The organism is Mesoterricola sediminis (genome assembly GCF_030295425.1).
Classification (GTDB): domain Bacteria; phylum Acidobacteriota; class Holophagae; order Holophagales; family Holophagaceae; genus Mesoterricola; species Mesoterricola sediminis.
This window is the reverse complement of sequence record NZ_AP027081.1, coordinates 2,148,826-2,165,901: the sequence shown is the minus strand read 5'-3', so window position 1 is coordinate 2,165,901 and position 17,076 is coordinate 2,148,826. Positions and strand designations below refer to the sequence as shown.

The following is a 17,076-nucleotide window of genomic DNA, read 5'->3' as shown; positions in this document are numbered from 1 at the left end:
GCGAGGGCCACCCCATGGTTTCCACCCCGAGATACGCATCGGTCCTGATGGCTGGCCTGGCTCCCGCCCTGGCCAGTCCCCAGCAGCCAGCCCCGGCGCCTTCCAACGAGGCCCATTTGATGGCCCTTGCCAAGGCCGCGCAGGGGACGTCCGACCCAGCCACAAAGACCTGCCAGATCCTGTTCCATGCCATGGCGCTGGAAGGCAATCTCCCCAGGGGGCCGAATCTCCTGAACCCAACGACCCCCATCTGGTCCAAGTACCTGCTGCCCTTCATGGAAGGCAGCCCCGCCATGGCCTTTGCCGAGGAATATCAGGCTGCGGACCTGGCCTTCCTGGACACCTGGGTCAGCCTCAAGGGCCCGGCGTATCTCAAGGCGAAACTGAAGGCCCTTGGCTATACGACCTCCCAAGGACGTTGCAAGGCCAAGGACATCACCGAAGCCCATCGGCGGGCCATCGTCGAGGGGGCCTCCGCGTTGTTTGCCGGCGCCGCCGGAAGGTGATCCCGCCGTGGGCCGGCCTTCCGCCAGCATCGCCGTGCCGTCTGAAGCCCGGGGCCGGGTGCGGCCCGGCCAGGGCGCGCGGAAGGACCCGCCGGGGTCCGCGGCGGAGGACCTGGCGCCATTTTCCGCGACGGGCGTTCCGGGCCCGAATTACACTGGTCCCAGTCCCACCCAAGAACCAGTCCGCCAGGTTTCGCCCCCGCAACGGGATGAAGCCCTGGAACCCGCCGGATGCCCCCGCATCCGCCCCGGCCGCCCCAGTCCTCTGCGGTTCTTCTCCACCGCATCCCCGCAGGGGCACCGCATCAGGCACTTCCATGACCCCGCGGCCCGCAGCCGCCGCGCCTCGATGCGAAGGGGCTGCCCCAAGGGAGCGCCAGCCGTTCTCGCGCCTGTTCCCGTTCTCCTTCTCCCCACCTCGGAGGCCCACCCCATGAATCAGCCCTTCAAGCTCCTTGTCCTGGTCGCCCTGCTGGGCCCGATGGGTCACGCGAACCCGCCTCAGCCCCTCCAAACGGAGGTCTCCCAGGATCCGGTCGTGCTCGAGGCCAGGAAGGCCGTGGACAAGGCCAAGGCGGATGTGGACAAGGCCCAGGCCGCCCTGAAACGGGCCCGGAAGGCCCTCAAAGAGGCGGATCACCAGGCCCAGGTCGCGGCGCGTGAATCCAGGAAAGCCCACCTCGCACGCAAACGCGCCGTCCAGCAGAATGGCGTGGCCGCCGAAGCCTCCAAGAAAGCGAACGACGCCAGCAAGGCCGCCCGGGCCGCGGTGAAAGCCCCCGCCAAAGCCCCAGGCCACCCGGCGGCTCCTGCCCCAGCCCCCGCGCCGACGCCGACCCCTGAGCCGACGCCGACCCCTGCGCCGAAGTAGCCCGAACCGGATGGCCTTCCACCCGACCCCGCGGTCCGGCGCGGCCCCCCCGGTCCCGCGAGCCCCTGGGTTACCCGCACATGCCCTCGCCGGCTCCCCCCTGCCCGCCTCCCCCCCCATGGGTCTGCCCACCCTCAGGCACCGGGCGGCTTTCAGCGCGCCCCTCCTCCGGATCCGGGTCCCATGATGCGATGGAAGCGCCTCCCGATTGCGGCAGCGGGTGCAACCCTGATTTTCCTCTACGCCGTAGGCCTGATGACCCTCTCCTGGAGAGCGTCGTTCGTGTTTTGGTTGGCTTCGTCCATCGCCGTCTTCGCCTTCTGCGCGCTCCGCGGCCGGCGCCTGCTGCGATGTTCGCTGGCAATCCTCCTCACGGGCGCACTCTTATCCATGAGTCCGGTTGACTTCACCCTCCGGCATCGATCCGATGGCCCCGCCGTGCGGTTCATGCCGGTTGGTTACGGGTACGTTGCGCCTGAAGGAACCGTCTCGTATGGCTGCATACCCATAAAACACGGACCGAAATGGGCCATCGTGGTGTGCTACGGATTCCGACGCTCATCGGGCTCCACCTCGAACGGCGAACCTGTCTGACGGCGAACGGTGCCATCCGGAGGCGGGACCGTTCTCCGTCCTTCACCCCGAAGCCGGCCGGAAGGCCCTCTTGGTCATGTCATCCCTCGATACCTGACGGCGTACGGCAATCCCATGCAAGGTTGACCATTGCAGCCCTGGCTTCCTCGAACGGCCTAGGCCCTGGTCAGGTCTTGGGGGCTGTTCAAGAGGCGCATGGAACCTTCGCTCACCTCCGGGCCATCTGACGCCTGTAATGCATGGATGGCCAGTGCAACGTTGCAGAACCTCCCAAGCCGGAATGGGCGGAACCCAAGCAGGATGAGCTATTACGCATACATATCACTCGGAACCTTCCTGTTTTTGGTTCTCTTCGAGACACTGCGAAGGAAACCGCCCTGCCCCAGGTGTGGAAGACCCTTGCCCGCCTTCAGCAAGCCTTCATCCGTCCGAAGCTGGCTGCTCAGCAGGCGAACCTGCCCATCCTGCGGTGCTGATATTTCGTGGTTTGGATTCCCCGTCAAATAGCCCTCATTTCAAATCATTTCAGAGAAGGACCTGAACCAGCGCCCCGGCCATGCCGCACCCGATGGTCGAGGCCGACCCTGGCCTCGCGTCGGCAGGAGCGCCGTGCCCAAAGCGCGTTTCTGGCCAACCGAAGGTCAGAAGCCGGACACGGCTGGTCAACGGGTTCGTCAGGTGTCGACGCTCCACTTGCCGAGGTCACCCTTGCCCCATGGGCTTCCGCATGGACCATCCTCACCCCTGGGATTTCTTCCTTAGCAACAGGGTAAGGCGCTGGAACGCCCAACCATGGAGTGCTCCGATGGGTATCAACACCCATGTAGACATCGCCACGAGGCCGCCCACGGTAAAGAGGACTGCAGTGGACAACTCCTGCTGCAACCTCTCGAGAAATGAGCCACCCGGTGGGATGGGAAACAAGGAATACGTGAACAACCAGAGGAGCCACATCAAGAACTGGCCAAGGATGGTTGTGAGCATCCCGGCCACCACAGCCCTTCCGGACGCATCGGTTCGACCGTGCACAAGGAGTCTCCAGCACAAGGTGGCCCCAAAAAAGCCCCCGCACCCGGAGAAAAGGTGGAACCAAGGAACACTACCTAGCCTGCCCATGGAGAACGGCAAGCCCACGGCGATGGAGAAGGGCAGAAAAAAAAGGCCGAACCCAAACGCTTTCATAAATAAATTATAAATCAGATATCGTGAATTGCAATGGGTAACGACAGGTTGCGCCTGAAGGAACAGGCGCGAGGATCAAGGGCGAGAGTCCCCGCCTCAAGGAAAAGCCCCGGGAGACCCGCCGGGTGACGACCCTGAACGCGGTGGCCTACCTGCCCGAGAAGCAACTCTGGGTCAGGCGGCTTCAGGCCGCCATGTCCCCCGACTACCGGATGGCCGCGCTCCTCGGGTTCCCGCTCGCGAATTCAGGTGCGGCTCATTCCTGAATGGATCATGCGGTGGCCCTGCTCCCGCCAAGAAGGGAGCGAGCCTTCTGGTGATCGGCAGAATTGTGAATGCAAGCGTCCCCTGCTGGCCTTTTTGAGAAAATGGAATATATTTCCAAAAAGGGGGAAGACATGAGTATCGGCCGTCCGAGGAATTTCGAAGGTGAGACGACCAAGGTTTCAGTCGTGGTACCCACTGAGACCGCGCGAGCTTTGAGGGTCATGGCTGCTGAGCAGGGCGTTAGCGTTGCCCAACTGGTGGATGAATGGACCCGGAAGGCGCAAATCCAGGCGGCTGTCGAAAAAGGGCGTAAAGCTATTGCCGAGGGTGATGTGATCAGCCATGAGGAAATGGGACGCCGGCTAAATAAGTGGGCAGGTCAATGATTGAAGTTCATTGGTCAGGGCCAGCAGGCAGAGCGTTGGAGACCGCACTGGATTTCATCGCAATGGATAATCGGGACGCAGCAGATCGCCTTGCGCGTGCTGTCCACAAAGCCATCAGCCGACTGGAACGATTCCCGACCTCCGGCAGGATGGTCCCCGAGTTGGATGACCCCAACCTGCGCGAGGTGGTCCACCCTCCATTTCGGATCATTTACCAACCGGGGGCTCGGTCCGTTGAGATCCTAGCCGTTATTAGGAGCGAACAAGCCCCTGATTTCGCGGCCATCACTGGCCGGTTGCCCCGCGATGCCTAAGAAGTGGTAACAAAACCCCTTGTACATCAAGGAAAGAGTGCATAGTGTACTTGGATGGCCCGAGAAATCTTGCCCTCTGAGCTCTGGGAACGCATCGCTCCGCTTTTGCCTCCGCCCGTGCCGAAGCCGAAGGGAGGGCGGCCTCCTGTGCCCAACCCCAACGCCTTGCGGGGAATCCTGTTCGTCCTGAAGACAGGCATCCGCTGGGCGGATCTGCCGAAGGAGATGGGCTGCGGCAGTGGCATGACATGCTGGCGCCGACTCCAGGAGTGGCATGACCTCGGCGTGTGGGACGACCTCCATCGAATCCTGCTTGAGGAGTTGAACGACGCAGGCCGAATCGATTGGGAGCGCGGCGCCCTGGATGCTTCGAGCATCAGGGCAAAAAGGGGGGCCAAGCGATCGGCCCGAACCCCACGGATCGAGGGAAGAACGGGACCAAGCACCACCTGATCACCGATGCCAATGGCATCCCGATGGCCGTGCTGGTGGGGCCTGCGAACCAGCATGACTCGGTCCCATTCGAGAAGCTGATCGATGCGGTGCCAGGGATTCGCCATGGTCGTGGGCGCCCCCGCCGGCGTTTCAGGAAACTGCACGCCGACAAGGCGTACGACTTCCGCCGCTGCCGGGTGGCCTGCAAAGTCCGGGGCATGCTCTCCCGCATTGCACGGCGAGGGGTCGAGACCGCAGAGAAACTTGGCAAGCATCGCTGGGTAGTCGAGCGGACCTTCGCGTGGTTCAAGCACTTCAGGCGCCTCATGGTTCGTTACGAAAGGCGGGCCGATATCCACCTAGCCTTCCTCAAGGTTGCAGCCAGCCTCATCTGCTTCTCTGCCCTGGGATGGTAATGCGCTGGAAGTAGCCCCAGCCCTATCCCCGTTGATCCCAACCATCGGCGTTCATCCCTGTTACGCAGGGCCAGCGATGGCATGGGTCGGTGCGCCCATTACATGCGCCGACCCATCTATGCCTCGGCCCTGCGTAACAGGGATGAACGCCGATGGTCGGGATGGAGGAGATGAAGCATGGTAATCGCCGGCGGAAAGCACTGGTTTTGTCACCACTTCTAACGACCCCGTTGACTAGCCTTGCCAGACGAGGCGGGCGACACGGGGCGGAAGTTGGTGTGGGTTGGAGCGATCATCGGAGACGAGGTTGGCAGGGTCTGGTCGAACATCGGGTTAGGAAGCAGGGCTGCTTGGCTTCAACTGTCTGCCTCTGAGAGGTCCTCAAGGGCAAGTCTTCCGCGTTTCATGCATAGGGTCTTGCAAAGTGACCAACCCCGCCAGGCGGGATCTCCTTATGAGTGGAGTTGATGCCCCCAAATGTCCTCCCATGACACTGCGGATTTCCTCGGCCGCCAGCAGACCTCCTCGGACGATGAAAGTCCGAAATGCCCTTGTCCTTCAAGGCATGTCAGACTTCCTCGGATGCCGTCGGCCTGGCACTTGGTGGCCCCACAGGGATTCGAACCCTGGACCAAGCGGTTATGAGCCGCCAGCTCTGACCGCTGAGCTATAGGGCCGGGAACAGTCTAGCTCAGGGCCGGACGTTGATATAGGGCCTCAAACCTTGAATTGGCCCATGGCTTCGGCGAGGCCTTCGGAGACGCGGGCGAGGTCGCTGGAGGTGCGGGCGATTTCGACGACGGTGGCGCTCAGCTGGTGGGTGGCGGCGGCGTTCTGGCCCACCTCGCGGGAGGCCTCGTCCACGCGGCGGCTGACTTCGTCGGCGGTGCGGGTCTGTTCCTCGGTGGCGGCGCCGATCTCCTGGACGCGGGCGGCGACGCCGTCGATGGCCTGGTGGATGCTGCCCAGGAAGCCGATGGCGGCGCGCACGGCCTGGGTGCCGTCTTCCACGGCCTCGCGGCTCTCCAGGATGAGGCCCTCGATCTCCATCGCGGCCTGGCGGCTGCGTTCCGCGAGCTTCCGCACCTCCTCGGCGACGACGGAGAAGCCCTTGCCCTGGGCCCCGGCCTTCGCGGCCTCGATGGCGGCGTTCAAGGACAGGAGGTTGGTCTGGCGGGCAATGTCCTGGATCACGCGCACGGCCTGGGCGATGTTGCCGGTGGTGGCGAGGATCTTCTCCATGCGGCGAGTGGCCTGCTCCCCATCCCGGCGTCCGGCTTCGGCGGCAAGGACGGCCTGCCGGGATTCCTCCTGGGAGAGGCGGACGTTGCCGGCCACTTCCTGGACGCTGGCGGCCAGTTCGAGCATGGCCGCCGCCACCTGCTCCATGACCTGGTTGAGGGTCTCGCTGCTCCGGGCGATCTGCTGGGTGGCGGAGGACATCTGGTCAGCGCTGGCGGAGAGTTCGGTGGCGCCGCTGGCCACCGTGGCGGTGGCCGAGGCCACGCCCTGGATGGCTTCCCGCTGGCGGCCCAGCATGCCGTTGAGGGAGACGCCCAGATCCCCGATCTCGTCCCGGGCGCCGGCTTCCGCCTTCACCCGCAGGTCGCCGGTGGCGGCCCGGCCCAGGATCTCCTGGAAGGCCTTGACGGGGCGGATGATACCGCGGGTGATCGCGAGGGCCGCGGCCACCCCCAGGGCGATGGCCAGCCCCAGGAGGAGGGCGACCATGAACCTCGCGTTGTCGAGGGCCGATTGGGCCCGGTCCCGGGCCTCCCTCAGGCGATCCGCGGCGAAGACCGAGAGGTCATCCAGGGACTTCAACCACTTCTCCTTGGCGGCCTCCGCCTCTCCGGCGAACAGGGCGACGGCCTCCTTGTGGCGGCCGGCCTTCTCGAGGCGGATGACCTCATTGTTGATGGGCCGGGTGGTCCGGGCCCCCTCCTGGGTCCGCGCGAAGAGCGCCCGGGCCTCCTCCGACAGGAGCATGCGCTCCAGGGCCGCGCCCGAATCGTCGTAGACCTTGCGCAGGGGCGGGATCTGGTCCAGCGCGGCATCCCGCTGGGCGGTGGTCTCGCTGAGGAGGCTCGTGGCGGTGAGCCGGCTGATGGTCTCGGAGGCGAGTTCCATGCGCATGGCCAAGTCCCGCTCCATGCCGTAGACGCGGGTGATCCGGTCCAGGTCGGCGGCCATCTCGTTCATGCGGAGGAAGGCGCCGCCGTTGGACAGGGCCAGGAGGGCAAGGATGAATCCGAAGGCCAAGGCGAGCCGCTGACCGATGCGGAGGGATGCGAGCATGGGGGCTCCTGTCGGGCATGCCGGTCCGGGGGACCGGGGCCAGCGTCAACCTAGCGCGCCAATGTTGACAAAACAAGTAAAATTATAAAATTTACAACACTTCTGATTGGTGCAAAAACGAAAGAGGGGGGTCTGGATACCAGCCGAATGGGCTGTCGAGGCTTCCGTCCGGGCCCGGCCCGCCCTATTCTGACCTAGGCCAAGGCACACGTCCGCCTTTCCCGACCGGAGCCCCATGTTCAAGGTGACCTTCAAAGGCAAGCAGACCGTAGAGATCTCCATCGAACGCGAGCTGTCGCTGCTTGCGGCGGCCGCACGAGGGGAACAGCCGCTCAACCACCGGTGCGGGGGCCACGCCCGGTGCGGAACCTGCATCGTGACCGTGGAGGCGGGCCAGGAGAACCTCACGCCCGTCGGGGCCACCGAAGCCCGGATCCTCAAGCTGCTCAAGGCGGCTCCCGATCAGCGGCTCGGCTGCCAGGCCTGGGCGACGGGGGATGTCACCTGCCAGATGGAGCCGGATCGCTGAAGGCCGGCAAGGAAAAAACCGCTCATGCAAATATGCGCGGGTTGATGTGCTTCATTTAACAGAAAAGTTCCCGGATAATGCTCGGTAACCAGAGATACTGATTTCTCTCGTTCCAAGGAGCATGTCCATGCAAAGTGCCCTCCGGCTATCCCGGCTTCTGCCCCTTCTGATCTGCGGCGCCCCCCTTCTGGCCCAGGGTGTGTCCTCCCAGCTGACCGGCCGCATCACGGCGAAGGGCGGCGGCGGCATCGCCGGCGCGACCGTCACCATCCGCAACCAGGAGACCGGTCTCATCCGCACCGCCGTGACGGACGCGAACGGCCGCTACTTCGCCCCCACCCTGCCCGTGGGCGCCTACGCGGTGACCGTCGCCGCCAAGGGCTACCAGACGGCTGCCAACCTGAAGGTCACCCTGAACCTGGGTGATGCCGCCCCCCTGAACGTGACCATGGCCGCCGAGGCCGCCATCACCGTCGAAGTGGTCGCCTCCGTGGCCACCGTCGACCAGGAGCGCGCCAGCACCGCGGCCTTCATCAGCCCCGAGGCGATCAGCAGCATCCCCATGAAGGACCGTTCCTTCACCACCCTGGCCACCCTGACGCCCCAGGTGGTGGTCGACAGCCAGCGCGGCAACCTCGCCATCGCCGGCCAGCGCGGTGTGAACACCTCCATCAACATCGACGGCGGCGACAACAATGAGCCGTTCTTCGGTGGCGCCGTGGGCGCGGCCGAGGGCAAGACCCCCTTCACCATTTCCTCCGAAGCCATCCGCGAGTACCAGGTCATCACCGACGGCGCCAGCGCCGAGTTCGGTCGCATGGGCGGCGGTTACCTCAACGCCATCACCAAGAACGGCACCAACGAGTACACCGGCTCCCTCTTCTACTACGCCCGTCCCAAGAGCATGGTGGCCAAGCGCCCCGACCAGAAGGTCGTCGGCGACTTCAAGCAGGCCCAGTTCGGCTTCGCCTCCGGCGGCCCGATCATCAAGGACACCCTGTTCTACTTCGTGGCCTACGACGGCCAGCGCCGCACGACGCCCATCAACATGGCCTTCGGCAACCCCGATCCCACGAAGGGCGGCTACAACACCCTCGTCGCCAGCAATCCCTACGACGCCGTCCTCCTCTCCAAGCAGGGCAACTATGACAGCAAGGCCGACTCCGACACGGTCTTCGCCCGCTTCGACTGGAACATCAACGCCAACAACGTCATCCAGGCCCGCGTGAACCACTCCAAGTTCACCGGCGACACCGGCTCCGGCACCACCGCCGCCTACGAGAACATGGCCTCCGACGTCGTGAAGTCCGACGCCTACGTCCTCCAGTGGAACATGGTCATCAACGCCAACTGGATGAACGAGTTCCGCTTCAACTACGTCAAGGACGACATGCCCCGCGACCCGTACAGCACCACCCCCGAGGTGAGCATCACGGGCGGCGGCTATTACGGCGCGTATCCCTTCGACCGCACCTACTCCACCAAGCGCAAGCAGTTCGTCGAGAACATCAGCTACACCACCCCCACCCTGCAGCTGAAGGCCGGCGTGGACTACAACGCCGTGGACGTGGCCGAGTTCTTCGCCGGCAACTGGCGCGGTGTCTACTACTTCGACAACCTGGCCAACTACCGCGCCGGGAAGTGGACGACCTACCGCCAGAACTTCGGCCTCAACGGCGACGTCCGCGACGCCGGCCAGTTCAGCGCCGAGACCAAGCAGATCGCCGCCTACCTGCAGGCCGACTGGCGCATCAGCGAGGAACTGAAGGTGGGCCTCGGCGTCCGCTGGGACAAGCAGCAGAACCCCGACTACCCGATCCTGGACTACAGCAACCCCATGGCCAAGCCCATGCCGCTGACCGCCAAGATCCCCAACGACAGCCAGTTCTCGCCCCGCCTCAGCTTCACCTGGACCCCGGGCTTCGACGGCGGCAAGACCGTCGTGCGCGGCAGCGTGGGCCGCTACGTGAGCACCACCCCGGCCGTGTTCCTCTACCAGGTCTTCGCGGCCAACGCCCGCCGCACGGGCCAGGTGGACTTCAAGGCCGCCGACGCCACCACGTTCGGCATCCCCTACGGCAACACCGGCGCGAGCGCCTTCAACCCGGCGAACCCCTTCTGGTTCTCGGCCTTCCCCTCCGCCGCCGCCGCCAAGGTGCCCGCGTTCAGCATCTGGACGTTCAGCCAGGACTTCAAGAACCCCTACACCGACCGCGTCAACGTCGCGGTTGAGCGTTCCTTCGACGCGCTCGTGACCGGCCTGTCCGCCACCTACGCCAAGGGCAACCAGCTCGAGCGCACCCGCGACGTCAACATCGGCACCCCCTCCGTGAACGCCTACGGCCGCACGGTGTACTCCGCCCGCCCGAACACCACCTACCAGACCATGGGCCAGTACATGTCGGACGGCACCAGCCTCTACCATGCCTACACCCTGAGCCTGAAGTACCACAAGGCCGACAGCCCCATCGAGGCCGACCTCTACTACACCTACTCCATCAACAAGGACTTCGATTCCAACGAGCGCAACTACTCGGGCATCGGCGTCCAGGACGTGAACGATCCCTACAAGGATTGGGGCTACGCCGACACCGACCGCCGTTCGGTCCTCACCGGCTACATCAGCTTCAACGAAAAGCGGTTCTCCGGGATCCTCGCCAGCCTCTCCGTGCGCTACCTGAGCGGCTCCCCCTACTCCGTGACCTACTCCAAGGACATGAACGGGGACGGCGCCACCACCAACGACCGGTTCTACATCTACGGCCAGGAATACGGCCGCAACTCCAAGCGCACCTGCTCCCAGACCACCCTGGACCTGGGCCTGCGCCGCGATTGGACCCTGGTCGGCAAGGTGAAGTTCACGGCTTCCGTGGACATCTTCAACATCCTGAACCGCCAGGACACCTACTGGAAGATCGTGCCCTCCTCCAACCCCGTGTCCACCGACGCGGCTCCCGCCGTCACCAAGAACTGGACGATGCTGGGCGACACCCGTCAGGTGCAGCTCGGCGCCCGCCTGTCCTTCTAGGCTGACGCGCACCACCCTGAAAGAGGCGGCCTCCGGGCCGCCTCTTTTTTTTGGAACGCGCCGGGCCCGGCATCATCCCACCCTGCAGCCGGGAGGAACCATGGCCTCGAACGCGGAAAAGGGCGGCCGTGTGGCCGTCATCGTCGCCCATCCGGACGACGAAACGATGTGGGCCTGCGGGCTCCTGCTCAAGCATGCGGAGCTGGACCTGACCATCATCGCCCTCAATCACCGGACGGACCCGGACCGGGCCCCCCGCTTCCATCGCGCCCTGGCCCGGTACGGCGCCCGGGGGGACCTGGGCGCCCTCCGGGACGGGGGGCGGGAAGACGAGCTTCCCGAGGGCCAGGTGGAGGAGACCATCCTCCACCTCCTGCCCCGCGCCACCTTCGACCTGGTGCTCACCCACTCCCCCCGGGGGGAGTACACCGAGCACAAGTTCCACGACGAGGTCTCGGACGCCGTGCGGGTGCTGTTCGAGCAGGGACGCCTCCAGGCCAACGAGCTCTGGCACTTCGCCTACGACGACGACGGGGCCCGGAGCGTGCCCCATCCGGCCCAGAACGCCAGCCTCGTGCTCCCCCTCACCCAGGCCCAGTTCCGGGACAAGCTGGCCATCATCCAGGGCATCTACGGGTTCGGCCCCGACGCCTGGGAGACGGTGAACGCCCCCCGCACCGAGGCCTTCCGCCGGGTCCGGCCGGACCCGGCGGAGCCGGGGCTCCCGTCCCTCCTCCTGGATCCGGGGCGCGTCCTCTGATACGTGAAAAAGCGTATTCCCCGGCGGGCGTTCGGTCGCTACCTTGGAACATCGCGCCCAGCGCCATTCCAGGAGTCCCCATGCCCTTCTGCCCCCAGTGCGGAGCTGAAACCCATCCCGCCGCGGCGGTCTGCGTCAAATGCGGCGTCGCCCTCCCCGGCCAGAGCGTCGTGGCCACCCCCGACGCCGGCGAGCCCAAGAGCTGGACCGTCACCCTCCTCCTGTGCTTCTTCCTGGGGGCCCTGGGCGTCCACCGCTTCTACCTGGGCCACACGGTCATCGGCATCATCCAGCTGTTCACCCTGGGCGGGTGCGGCATCTGGGCCCTCATCGACTTCATCATCATCCTGGTCGGGGGCATGAAGGATGCCAGCGGACGCCCCCTCAAGAAGTGACCGGGCGCTCTTCCTGGGGCTGACCCTGGCCGGCCTGGCCGCGGTCGCCGCCCCGGACCTGGTGCTGGCCGCGGCCCCGCCCTGCCTCGTGACCCTGGTGACGGGGCACCCCTGCTGGGGCTGCGGCCTCACCCACGCCCTGACCGCCGCCGCCGGGCTGGAGTGGGGGAAGGCCTGGGCCTTCAACCCCCGGGTCGCCCTGGTGGGCCCCCTCCTGCTCTGGGAGTACGCCCGGCTGGGCCGGCGCGTATGGGCTGGCCGGCGCCCGGCCCCCTGACCCCCATTTCGGCCTCGCAACACGAGGCCGTTTTTCATTGTGGATATCAACACGTTGTGAAAAAACATTCCTAAAGCGGCCGGATGGACGTAGGATGGCGCCAGCCATCCGTTCAACCCTCCGCTGACTCCACACCCGGGGCCGGCGCAGCCTTCAGGAGGTCGCCGTGCGTTCCCCCCTCGTGACCCTGCTCGTATTGGGCTTGGCCGGTCTTCCCGCCGCCGCCGGGCGCCCCCCCCTGCCCGAAGCCGCCCTGGCAGCCCTCAAACAGTCCGAGGAGGGACGGATCCAGTCCGCCAGCCACGACCTCCACGGCCGGCGCGCGGGCCTGGGCCTGGACAGCCGCCACAGCTTCGTGCTCCGCGGCGCCCGCACCGACGAGTTCGGCGAGACCCACGCCCGGTTCCGCCAGCACTTCCGGGGCGTGCCCGTCTGGGAAGGCGACGCCGTGACCCACACGGACGCCTCGGGCGCCCACAAGGCCCCCACCCTGGCCGTGTTCCAGCGCATCGAGATCAGCACCGAGCCCTCCCTGGAGGCCGCCGAGGCCCTGGCCGCGGCCCACGGCGACCTGGCCCCCCAGGGCGCCTACGCGAACGATCCCACCGCGGAGCTCGTGGTGGTGCCCCGCACCTACCGGGCCCTGAAGGCCGGCGCCAAGGCCGCCTCCCTCGAGCACGCCGCCGCCTCCGAGCTCGAGGACCGGGTCCTCGAATACGCCCTGGCCTGGCACGTCCACACCGAGCTCGAGAACGGCGCCGAGGAGACCCGCCACACCGACTACCTCTTCAACGCCCACACCGGCGCCCTGATCAAGAAGTGGTCCACCCTCCACACTGCCGGGAAGCCCGGCGGCAAGACCACCCTCACCGCCGAGAAGACCACGGGCAACTCCCAGTGGTACGGCCAGGTCACCCTGGACACGGCCTGGACGGGCAGCACCCACCAGCTCTCGGACCTCACCCGCCCCGCCAGCGGCAGCAACACCACGTACAACCTCGCCAACAAGACCTCGGGCACCGGCACCGCCTACACCGACGCCGACGGCGTCTGGGGCGACGGCACCTGGTACAGCAGCAGCACCCTCTCCACCACCGGCCCCACGGGCCAGACCGCCGCCGTGGACGCCCACCGGGGCCTCCAGGCCACCTGGGACTTCTACAAGTCGGTCTTCGGGCGCATCGGCATCGACAACAAGGGCCGGTCCGCCTACAGCCGCGTCCACTACAGCCGCAGCTACGACAACGCCTTCTGGTCCGACAGCTGCTTCTGCATGACCTACGGGGACGGCAACAGCTCCGGCTCCCACGGCGAAGCGGACCTGGACACCGTGGGCCACGAGGTGAGCCACGGCGTGTGCGCCGCCGAGGCCAACCTGACCTACAGCGGCGAAAGCGGCGGCCTGAACGAGGCCAGCTCCGACATCCTGGGCACCATGGTGGAGTTCTGGGTCCTGGGCGGCATGCCCGCCGGCACCATCCCCGGGTCCCCGGCCGGCTCGACCACGGCCAATGGCGGGAAGTATGCCAACTACAAGCTGTTCGAGAACAGCTGGGCCCACGCCTACCCCAATGACGCCCTGCGGTGGATGCACAAGCCCAGCCGGGATGGCGCGAGCCCCGACTTCTGGTCCTCCTCCCTTGCCAGCCTCGACGTCCACTACAGCAGCGGCGTGGCCAACCACTGGTTCTACCTCCTGGCCTTCGGCGGCGGCAACGATCCCTACACCGACAGCAAGGGCGAGACCAGCCCGGTCTACACCGGCACCACCGCGCCCACGCCCATCGGCAACGACAAGGCCGCGCGCATCTGGTACAAGGCGCTCTGCGACTACATGACCTCCGGCACCACGTACGCCGGCGCCCGCACCGCCACCCTCGCCGCCGCCGCGGCCCTCTACGGGAGCGCCTCGGCCGAGTACAAGGCCGTGGGCGACGCCTGGACCGCCGTGAACGTGAAGTGACGCGGCCGCGTCCCACCTGAACGTCCGGGGGGCCGTGAGGCCCCCGTTTCCTGTCAAGCTGGAGCCATGTTCGTCCTTCCCCTCGTTGTCCTGCTGTCCCAGGCGCCCGCCCCCACGGATCCGCCCCGCCTCGACCTGGCCCCCAAGGGCCGGGTGGACCTGGGGTCGGTCGGCCCCCAGGAGGTGCGCACGGTGACCTACCAGGTGACCAACCGAAGTGCCGCCCCCCTCGCCCTCCGGATCCTGGACCTGAGCCCCGGGGTGACCCTGGCCGGGCCCGCCCTGGCGGGCCCCCTGGCCCCGGGGGCGACGGCGGCGATGACCCTGCGGGTGGACCCCGCGGGCTTCGTGGGCTGGCAGGCCCGCAACGTGCGGCTGGGCACGGACGATCCCCGCCAGGGCCACTACTACCTTCCGGTGGGCATGACGGTCCGCGCGGACCTGACGGTGGACCGCCCCAAGGCCAGCTTCGGGGGGGTGGCCCTCCACGAGTCGCCCGAGCAGGTGTTCCACTTCAAGCGGGAGACCGGGACCCCCACCCGGATCCGCCTGACCTCCCCGGTCCCGCCCTACCTGGAGGTGGCGCTGCCGGACCTGAAGGCCGGCCCCGGGGGCGGCCCCGCCGAGGGGGACCTCCGGGTGATCCTCCGGCCCGAGGCCGTGCCGCCCGGGATGCGGGCGGGTCTCGAGCGCCTGCACCTGGCCACGGACGCGCCCCTCCAGCCCGCCTTCCAGCTCTACCTGGACTGGCGCCTGGATCTGCCGGCGATCGTGGACCCGGCCCGGGTCGTCTTCCTCTCGGACCGGGAAACCCGCGCCTCCGTGCGCCTGGGCTCCCTGGACGGCCAGCCCCTGCGCCCCGTCCGGGTCTGGATCGAGGGAACCGGGTTCCGCCTGGCGCCCCTGCCCCCGGCCGCCCCCGTCCTCGACCTGGAGGTGGTGCGGGAGGCCCCGGGCCCGGCGTCGGCCCTGCTGTGCGTCCAGCTCCCGGGCGACGCCCCGCTCCTGAAGATCCCCCTGCTCTACCGGCCCGGGGTCAAGGGGGAGGCCCCGCCGCCGGCGCCAGGGACCCCAGGTCCAGGTGCCTGAGGAAGCCCGGATTGCCCATCCACAGGTGATTGAAGCGGAAGGCCTCCATGTCGCGGATGGCCGCCTCCGCGGTCCAGCCCTGGGCCGCCATCCGGTAGGCCGCCACCATGTACCCCGTGCGGTCCCGCCCCTGGGCGCAGTGCACGAAGACCGGCTGGTTGGCGGGATCCCGGACCACCGCCAGGAAGGCCGCCATCTGGGCGGTGCGCGGCCGCCAGGCCCGGCAGCGGATCCGCACCTGGCGGAGGCCGGTGCCGGCCAGGAGGGCCGCGTCGTCGTGATCGTGGCGCAGGTTCACGACGGTGCGCACCCCCAGGGCGGCCAGGGCCTGGAAGCCCGCCGCCGTGGGCTGGGCCCCGCGCCAGAGGGCGTCGTCCACCCGCCCGAAATTGGCCACCCCGGCCACGCAATCGTCGCAGGGCCGGGCGTCGGGCACGGCCGCGCCCACCACCGCCGCGACCAGGAGGGGCGCGAACCGGCGCATCAGGCCCGGGCCAGGAGGAAGGTGAGCAGCACCGTGGCCACGCACAGGGCGAGGAGGAGCGAGAAGCGGCGCACCCAGCGGCGGTAGCCCTCCGGATCCCGGTCCCGCCGGACGGGGCCCTGGTTGGTGTAGAAGACGCCTTTGCCGAGCACCAGGATCAGGTAGCCCGCCAGGCCCGCGGCGATGGCCGACAGGGGCCAGGTCTGCCGCAGGTGCTCGCTGAAGGTGGGCGGGGGCATCAGAAGGTCACCACGCGCTCCGCCCATGCCACCAGGTCCAGGCAGTCGTCCATGGTGGACAGGGGGCACAGGGCCGAGCCGGCCTTCCCGCGGCCCTTCAGGCAGGTCCCGCAGGCCAGGACGGTGCCGCCCGCGGCGGCGAAGGCCTCCAGCTGCCCGCCGGCGTCGTAGGGGGCCTCCCGGAGGTCCTCCACCTCCACCCCGGCGCCCATGAGGAAGACGCGGGTCTCGTGGCCCCGGCGGAGGGCCGCATTGGCGAACCGCAGGCCGTTCCAGGCCTGCTCAGGGTCGCGGGTCTGCAGGAGGATGCCGAGGCGCATGGGCTCAGTCCAGGTAGAAGCCGACGCCCTGCCAGACCCGGACCCGGGCCTTGCCATCGGCGGTGCGGGCGGGGTCGAAGACGATGCGCTTGGCCGCCTCGAGGCAGGCCTCGTGGGCCTTGGTCACGTACTCCCCCTCGCCGGGCAGGGCCTGCAGGAGACGGGTGTCCAGCACGTCGCCGTTCTCGGCGATCAGGACGTTGACCACGACGACGCCGGAGACCTTCCGGACCTTGGGGGTGATCTTGTTCAGGTTCAGGGGCCGGGCCGGAACGATGTCGGGGGTGATGGCCACCACGGCCTTGCCGGCCTCGGCGGTCTTCTGCTCGGTCAGCTTGGCCAGCTGGTCGCGCAGCTCCTGGATGGTCGCTTCCCGGGCGGCCACGGCATCCTTGCCCTTCTGGATCTCCTTCAGCAGGGTGTCGGCGCTCCCCTGGTTTTCGCTCAGGGCGGCCTTGAGCTGGTCCAGCTGCTTGCGCACGGCCTCCGTCTCCTGCCGGGCCAGGTCGCGGCTCTTCTGGGCCGCCGCCAGGTCCTCCTGGAGGCTCTCCGTGGCCTTGAGCCGGTCCGCCAGTTCGTCCCGCTCCGCGGTCAGCTTCTTGATCTGGGCCTGGAGGGCGGTGGCCGCCCCCTTGGGCTTGGCCGCCGCCGAGGCCGGGGCGGGGCCCAGCAGGGCGAGGGCCAGGATGGCGGGGATCCAGGGGGTGGGCGTGCGCACGGTTC

At 67.6% G+C, this 17,076-nt stretch carries 19 protein-coding genes and 1 tRNA gene; 14 read left to right on the top strand and 6 right to left on the bottom strand.

Translation table 11 applies throughout. From position 1 onward, the window contains the following. The first annotated feature begins 119 nt into the window (after positions 1-119). The 7 genes from R2J75_RS09595 (at position 120) to R2J75_RS09570 (ending at position 4,971) form a co-directional block, all read left to right on the top strand. Positions 120-506 carry a hypothetical protein gene (locus tag R2J75_RS09595; RefSeq protein ID WP_243330972.1) on the top strand — a complete coding sequence of 129 codons (387 nt, stop codon included), beginning with the start codon at positions 120-122 and terminating at the stop codon, positions 504-506. A 433-nt stretch (positions 507-939) separates the two neighbouring features. Next, positions 940-1,377 carry a hypothetical protein gene (locus R2J75_RS09590; protein WP_316411567.1) on the top strand — a complete coding sequence of 146 codons (438 nt, stop codon included), beginning with the start codon at positions 940-942 and terminating at the stop codon, positions 1,375-1,377. Positions 1,378-2,776: 1,399 nt separating this feature from the next. Then, positions 2,777-3,166, top strand: coding sequence for a hypothetical protein (locus R2J75_RS09585; protein WP_243330969.1), 390 nt, complete (start codon positions 2,777-2,779; stop codon positions 3,164-3,166). Positions 3,167-3,278: 112 nt separating this feature from the next. Continuing rightward, entirely contained in the window at positions 3,279-3,419 is a 141-nt protein-coding gene (locus R2J75_RS09580) for a hypothetical protein (protein WP_316411566.1), read from the top strand. A gap of 69 nt (positions 3,420-3,488) precedes the next feature. Beyond that, complete coding sequence (locus tag R2J75_RS09575; RefSeq protein WP_243330966.1) at positions 3,489-3,806, top strand: hypothetical protein; 318 nt, start codon at positions 3,489-3,491, stop codon at positions 3,804-3,806. Beyond that, positions 3,803-4,120: a type II toxin-antitoxin system RelE/ParE family toxin gene (locus R2J75_RS19885; protein ID WP_394365900.1), complete on the top strand. Its 318-nt coding sequence runs from the start codon at positions 3,803-3,805 to the stop codon at positions 4,118-4,120. The genes R2J75_RS09575 and R2J75_RS19885 overlap by 4 nt, the downstream gene beginning before the upstream one ends. A 54-nt stretch (positions 4,121-4,174) precedes the next feature. Then, a protein-coding gene (locus R2J75_RS09570) for an IS5 family transposase (protein WP_394365840.1) occupies positions 4,175-4,971 on the top strand; the annotation gives its coding sequence in 2 pieces (ribosomal slippage) (positions 4,175-4,511 and positions 4,511-4,971; 798 coding nt in all). Positions 4,972-5,572: 601 nt separating this feature from the next. Here R2J75_RS09570 and R2J75_RS09565 read toward each other — a convergent pair. Then, a tRNA-Ile gene (locus tag R2J75_RS09565) sits at positions 5,573-5,648 on the bottom strand. 40 nt (positions 5,649-5,688) lie between these two features. After that, a complete protein-coding gene (locus tag R2J75_RS09560; RefSeq protein ID WP_316411565.1) occupies positions 5,689-7,269 on the bottom strand; it encodes a methyl-accepting chemotaxis protein in 1,581 nt (526 codons plus the stop codon). 235 nt (positions 7,270-7,504) lie between these two features. On the opposite strand from R2J75_RS09560, the gene R2J75_RS09555 reads away from it, so the two are divergent. The 7 genes from R2J75_RS09555 to R2J75_RS09525 all read left to right on the top strand — a co-directional run bounded on the left by R2J75_RS09555 (position 7,505) and on the right by R2J75_RS09525 (position 15,310). After that, positions 7,505-7,798: a 2Fe-2S iron-sulfur cluster-binding protein gene (locus tag R2J75_RS09555; protein WP_243330963.1), complete on the top strand. Its 294-nt coding sequence runs from the start codon at positions 7,505-7,507 to the stop codon at positions 7,796-7,798. 127 nt (positions 7,799-7,925) lie between these two features. Then, complete coding sequence (locus R2J75_RS09550; protein ID WP_243330961.1) at positions 7,926-10,826, top strand: TonB-dependent receptor; 2,901 nt, start codon at positions 7,926-7,928, stop codon at positions 10,824-10,826. A gap of 100 nt (positions 10,827-10,926) precedes the next feature. After that, the gene (locus tag R2J75_RS09545; protein WP_316411564.1) at positions 10,927-11,586 is read left to right on the top strand and encodes a PIG-L family deacetylase; all 660 of its coding nucleotides are present in this window, start codon (positions 10,927-10,929) and stop codon (positions 11,584-11,586) included. Between the two features lie 80 nt (positions 11,587-11,666). After that, positions 11,667-11,981 (top strand): TM2 domain-containing protein, encoded by a 315-nt coding sequence (locus R2J75_RS09540; RefSeq protein WP_243330957.1) that lies wholly within the window; start codon positions 11,667-11,669, stop codon positions 11,979-11,981. Continuing rightward, positions 11,953-12,258, top strand: a complete 306-nt coding sequence (locus tag R2J75_RS09535) for a DUF2752 domain-containing protein (protein WP_243330955.1) — start codon at positions 11,953-11,955, stop codon at positions 12,256-12,258. Before R2J75_RS09540 ends, R2J75_RS09535 begins: the two co-directional genes overlap by 29 nt. A gap of 166 nt (positions 12,259-12,424) precedes the next feature. Further along, positions 12,425-14,221, top strand: coding sequence for a M4 family metallopeptidase (locus tag R2J75_RS09530; protein WP_316411563.1), 1,797 nt, complete (start codon positions 12,425-12,427; stop codon positions 14,219-14,221). Positions 14,222-14,287: 66 nt separating this feature from the next. Next, entirely contained in the window at positions 14,288-15,310 is a 1,023-nt protein-coding gene (locus R2J75_RS09525) for a hypothetical protein (RefSeq protein ID WP_316411562.1), read from the top strand. Here R2J75_RS09525 and R2J75_RS09520 read toward each other — a convergent pair. From R2J75_RS09520 to R2J75_RS09505, 4 genes are read right to left on the bottom strand one after another with little or no spacing between them, the layout of a single operon-like run. After that, the gene (locus tag R2J75_RS09520) at positions 15,258-15,794 is read right to left on the bottom strand and encodes a fused DSP-PTPase phosphatase/NAD kinase-like protein (protein ID WP_243346086.1); all 537 of its coding nucleotides are present in this window, start codon (positions 15,792-15,794) and stop codon (positions 15,258-15,260) included. The two genes, R2J75_RS09525 and R2J75_RS09520, sit on opposite strands and share 53 nt — an antisense overlap. Then, on the bottom strand, positions 15,794-16,033 hold the full coding sequence (locus R2J75_RS09515; RefSeq protein ID WP_243330947.1) for a hypothetical protein: 240 nt from the start codon (positions 16,031-16,033) through the stop codon (positions 15,794-15,796). The genes R2J75_RS09520 and R2J75_RS09515 overlap by 1 nt, the downstream gene beginning before the upstream one ends. After that, positions 16,033-16,353 (bottom strand): DsrE family protein, encoded by a 321-nt coding sequence (locus R2J75_RS09510; RefSeq protein WP_243346084.1) that lies wholly within the window; start codon positions 16,351-16,353, stop codon positions 16,033-16,035. The genes R2J75_RS09515 and R2J75_RS09510 overlap by 1 nt, the downstream gene beginning before the upstream one ends. Positions 16,354-16,357: 4 nt before the next feature. After that, positions 16,358-17,071: a hypothetical protein gene (locus R2J75_RS09505; protein ID WP_316411561.1), complete on the bottom strand. Its 714-nt coding sequence runs from the start codon at positions 17,069-17,071 to the stop codon at positions 16,358-16,360. Between the last annotated feature and the right edge of the window lie 5 nt (positions 17,072-17,076).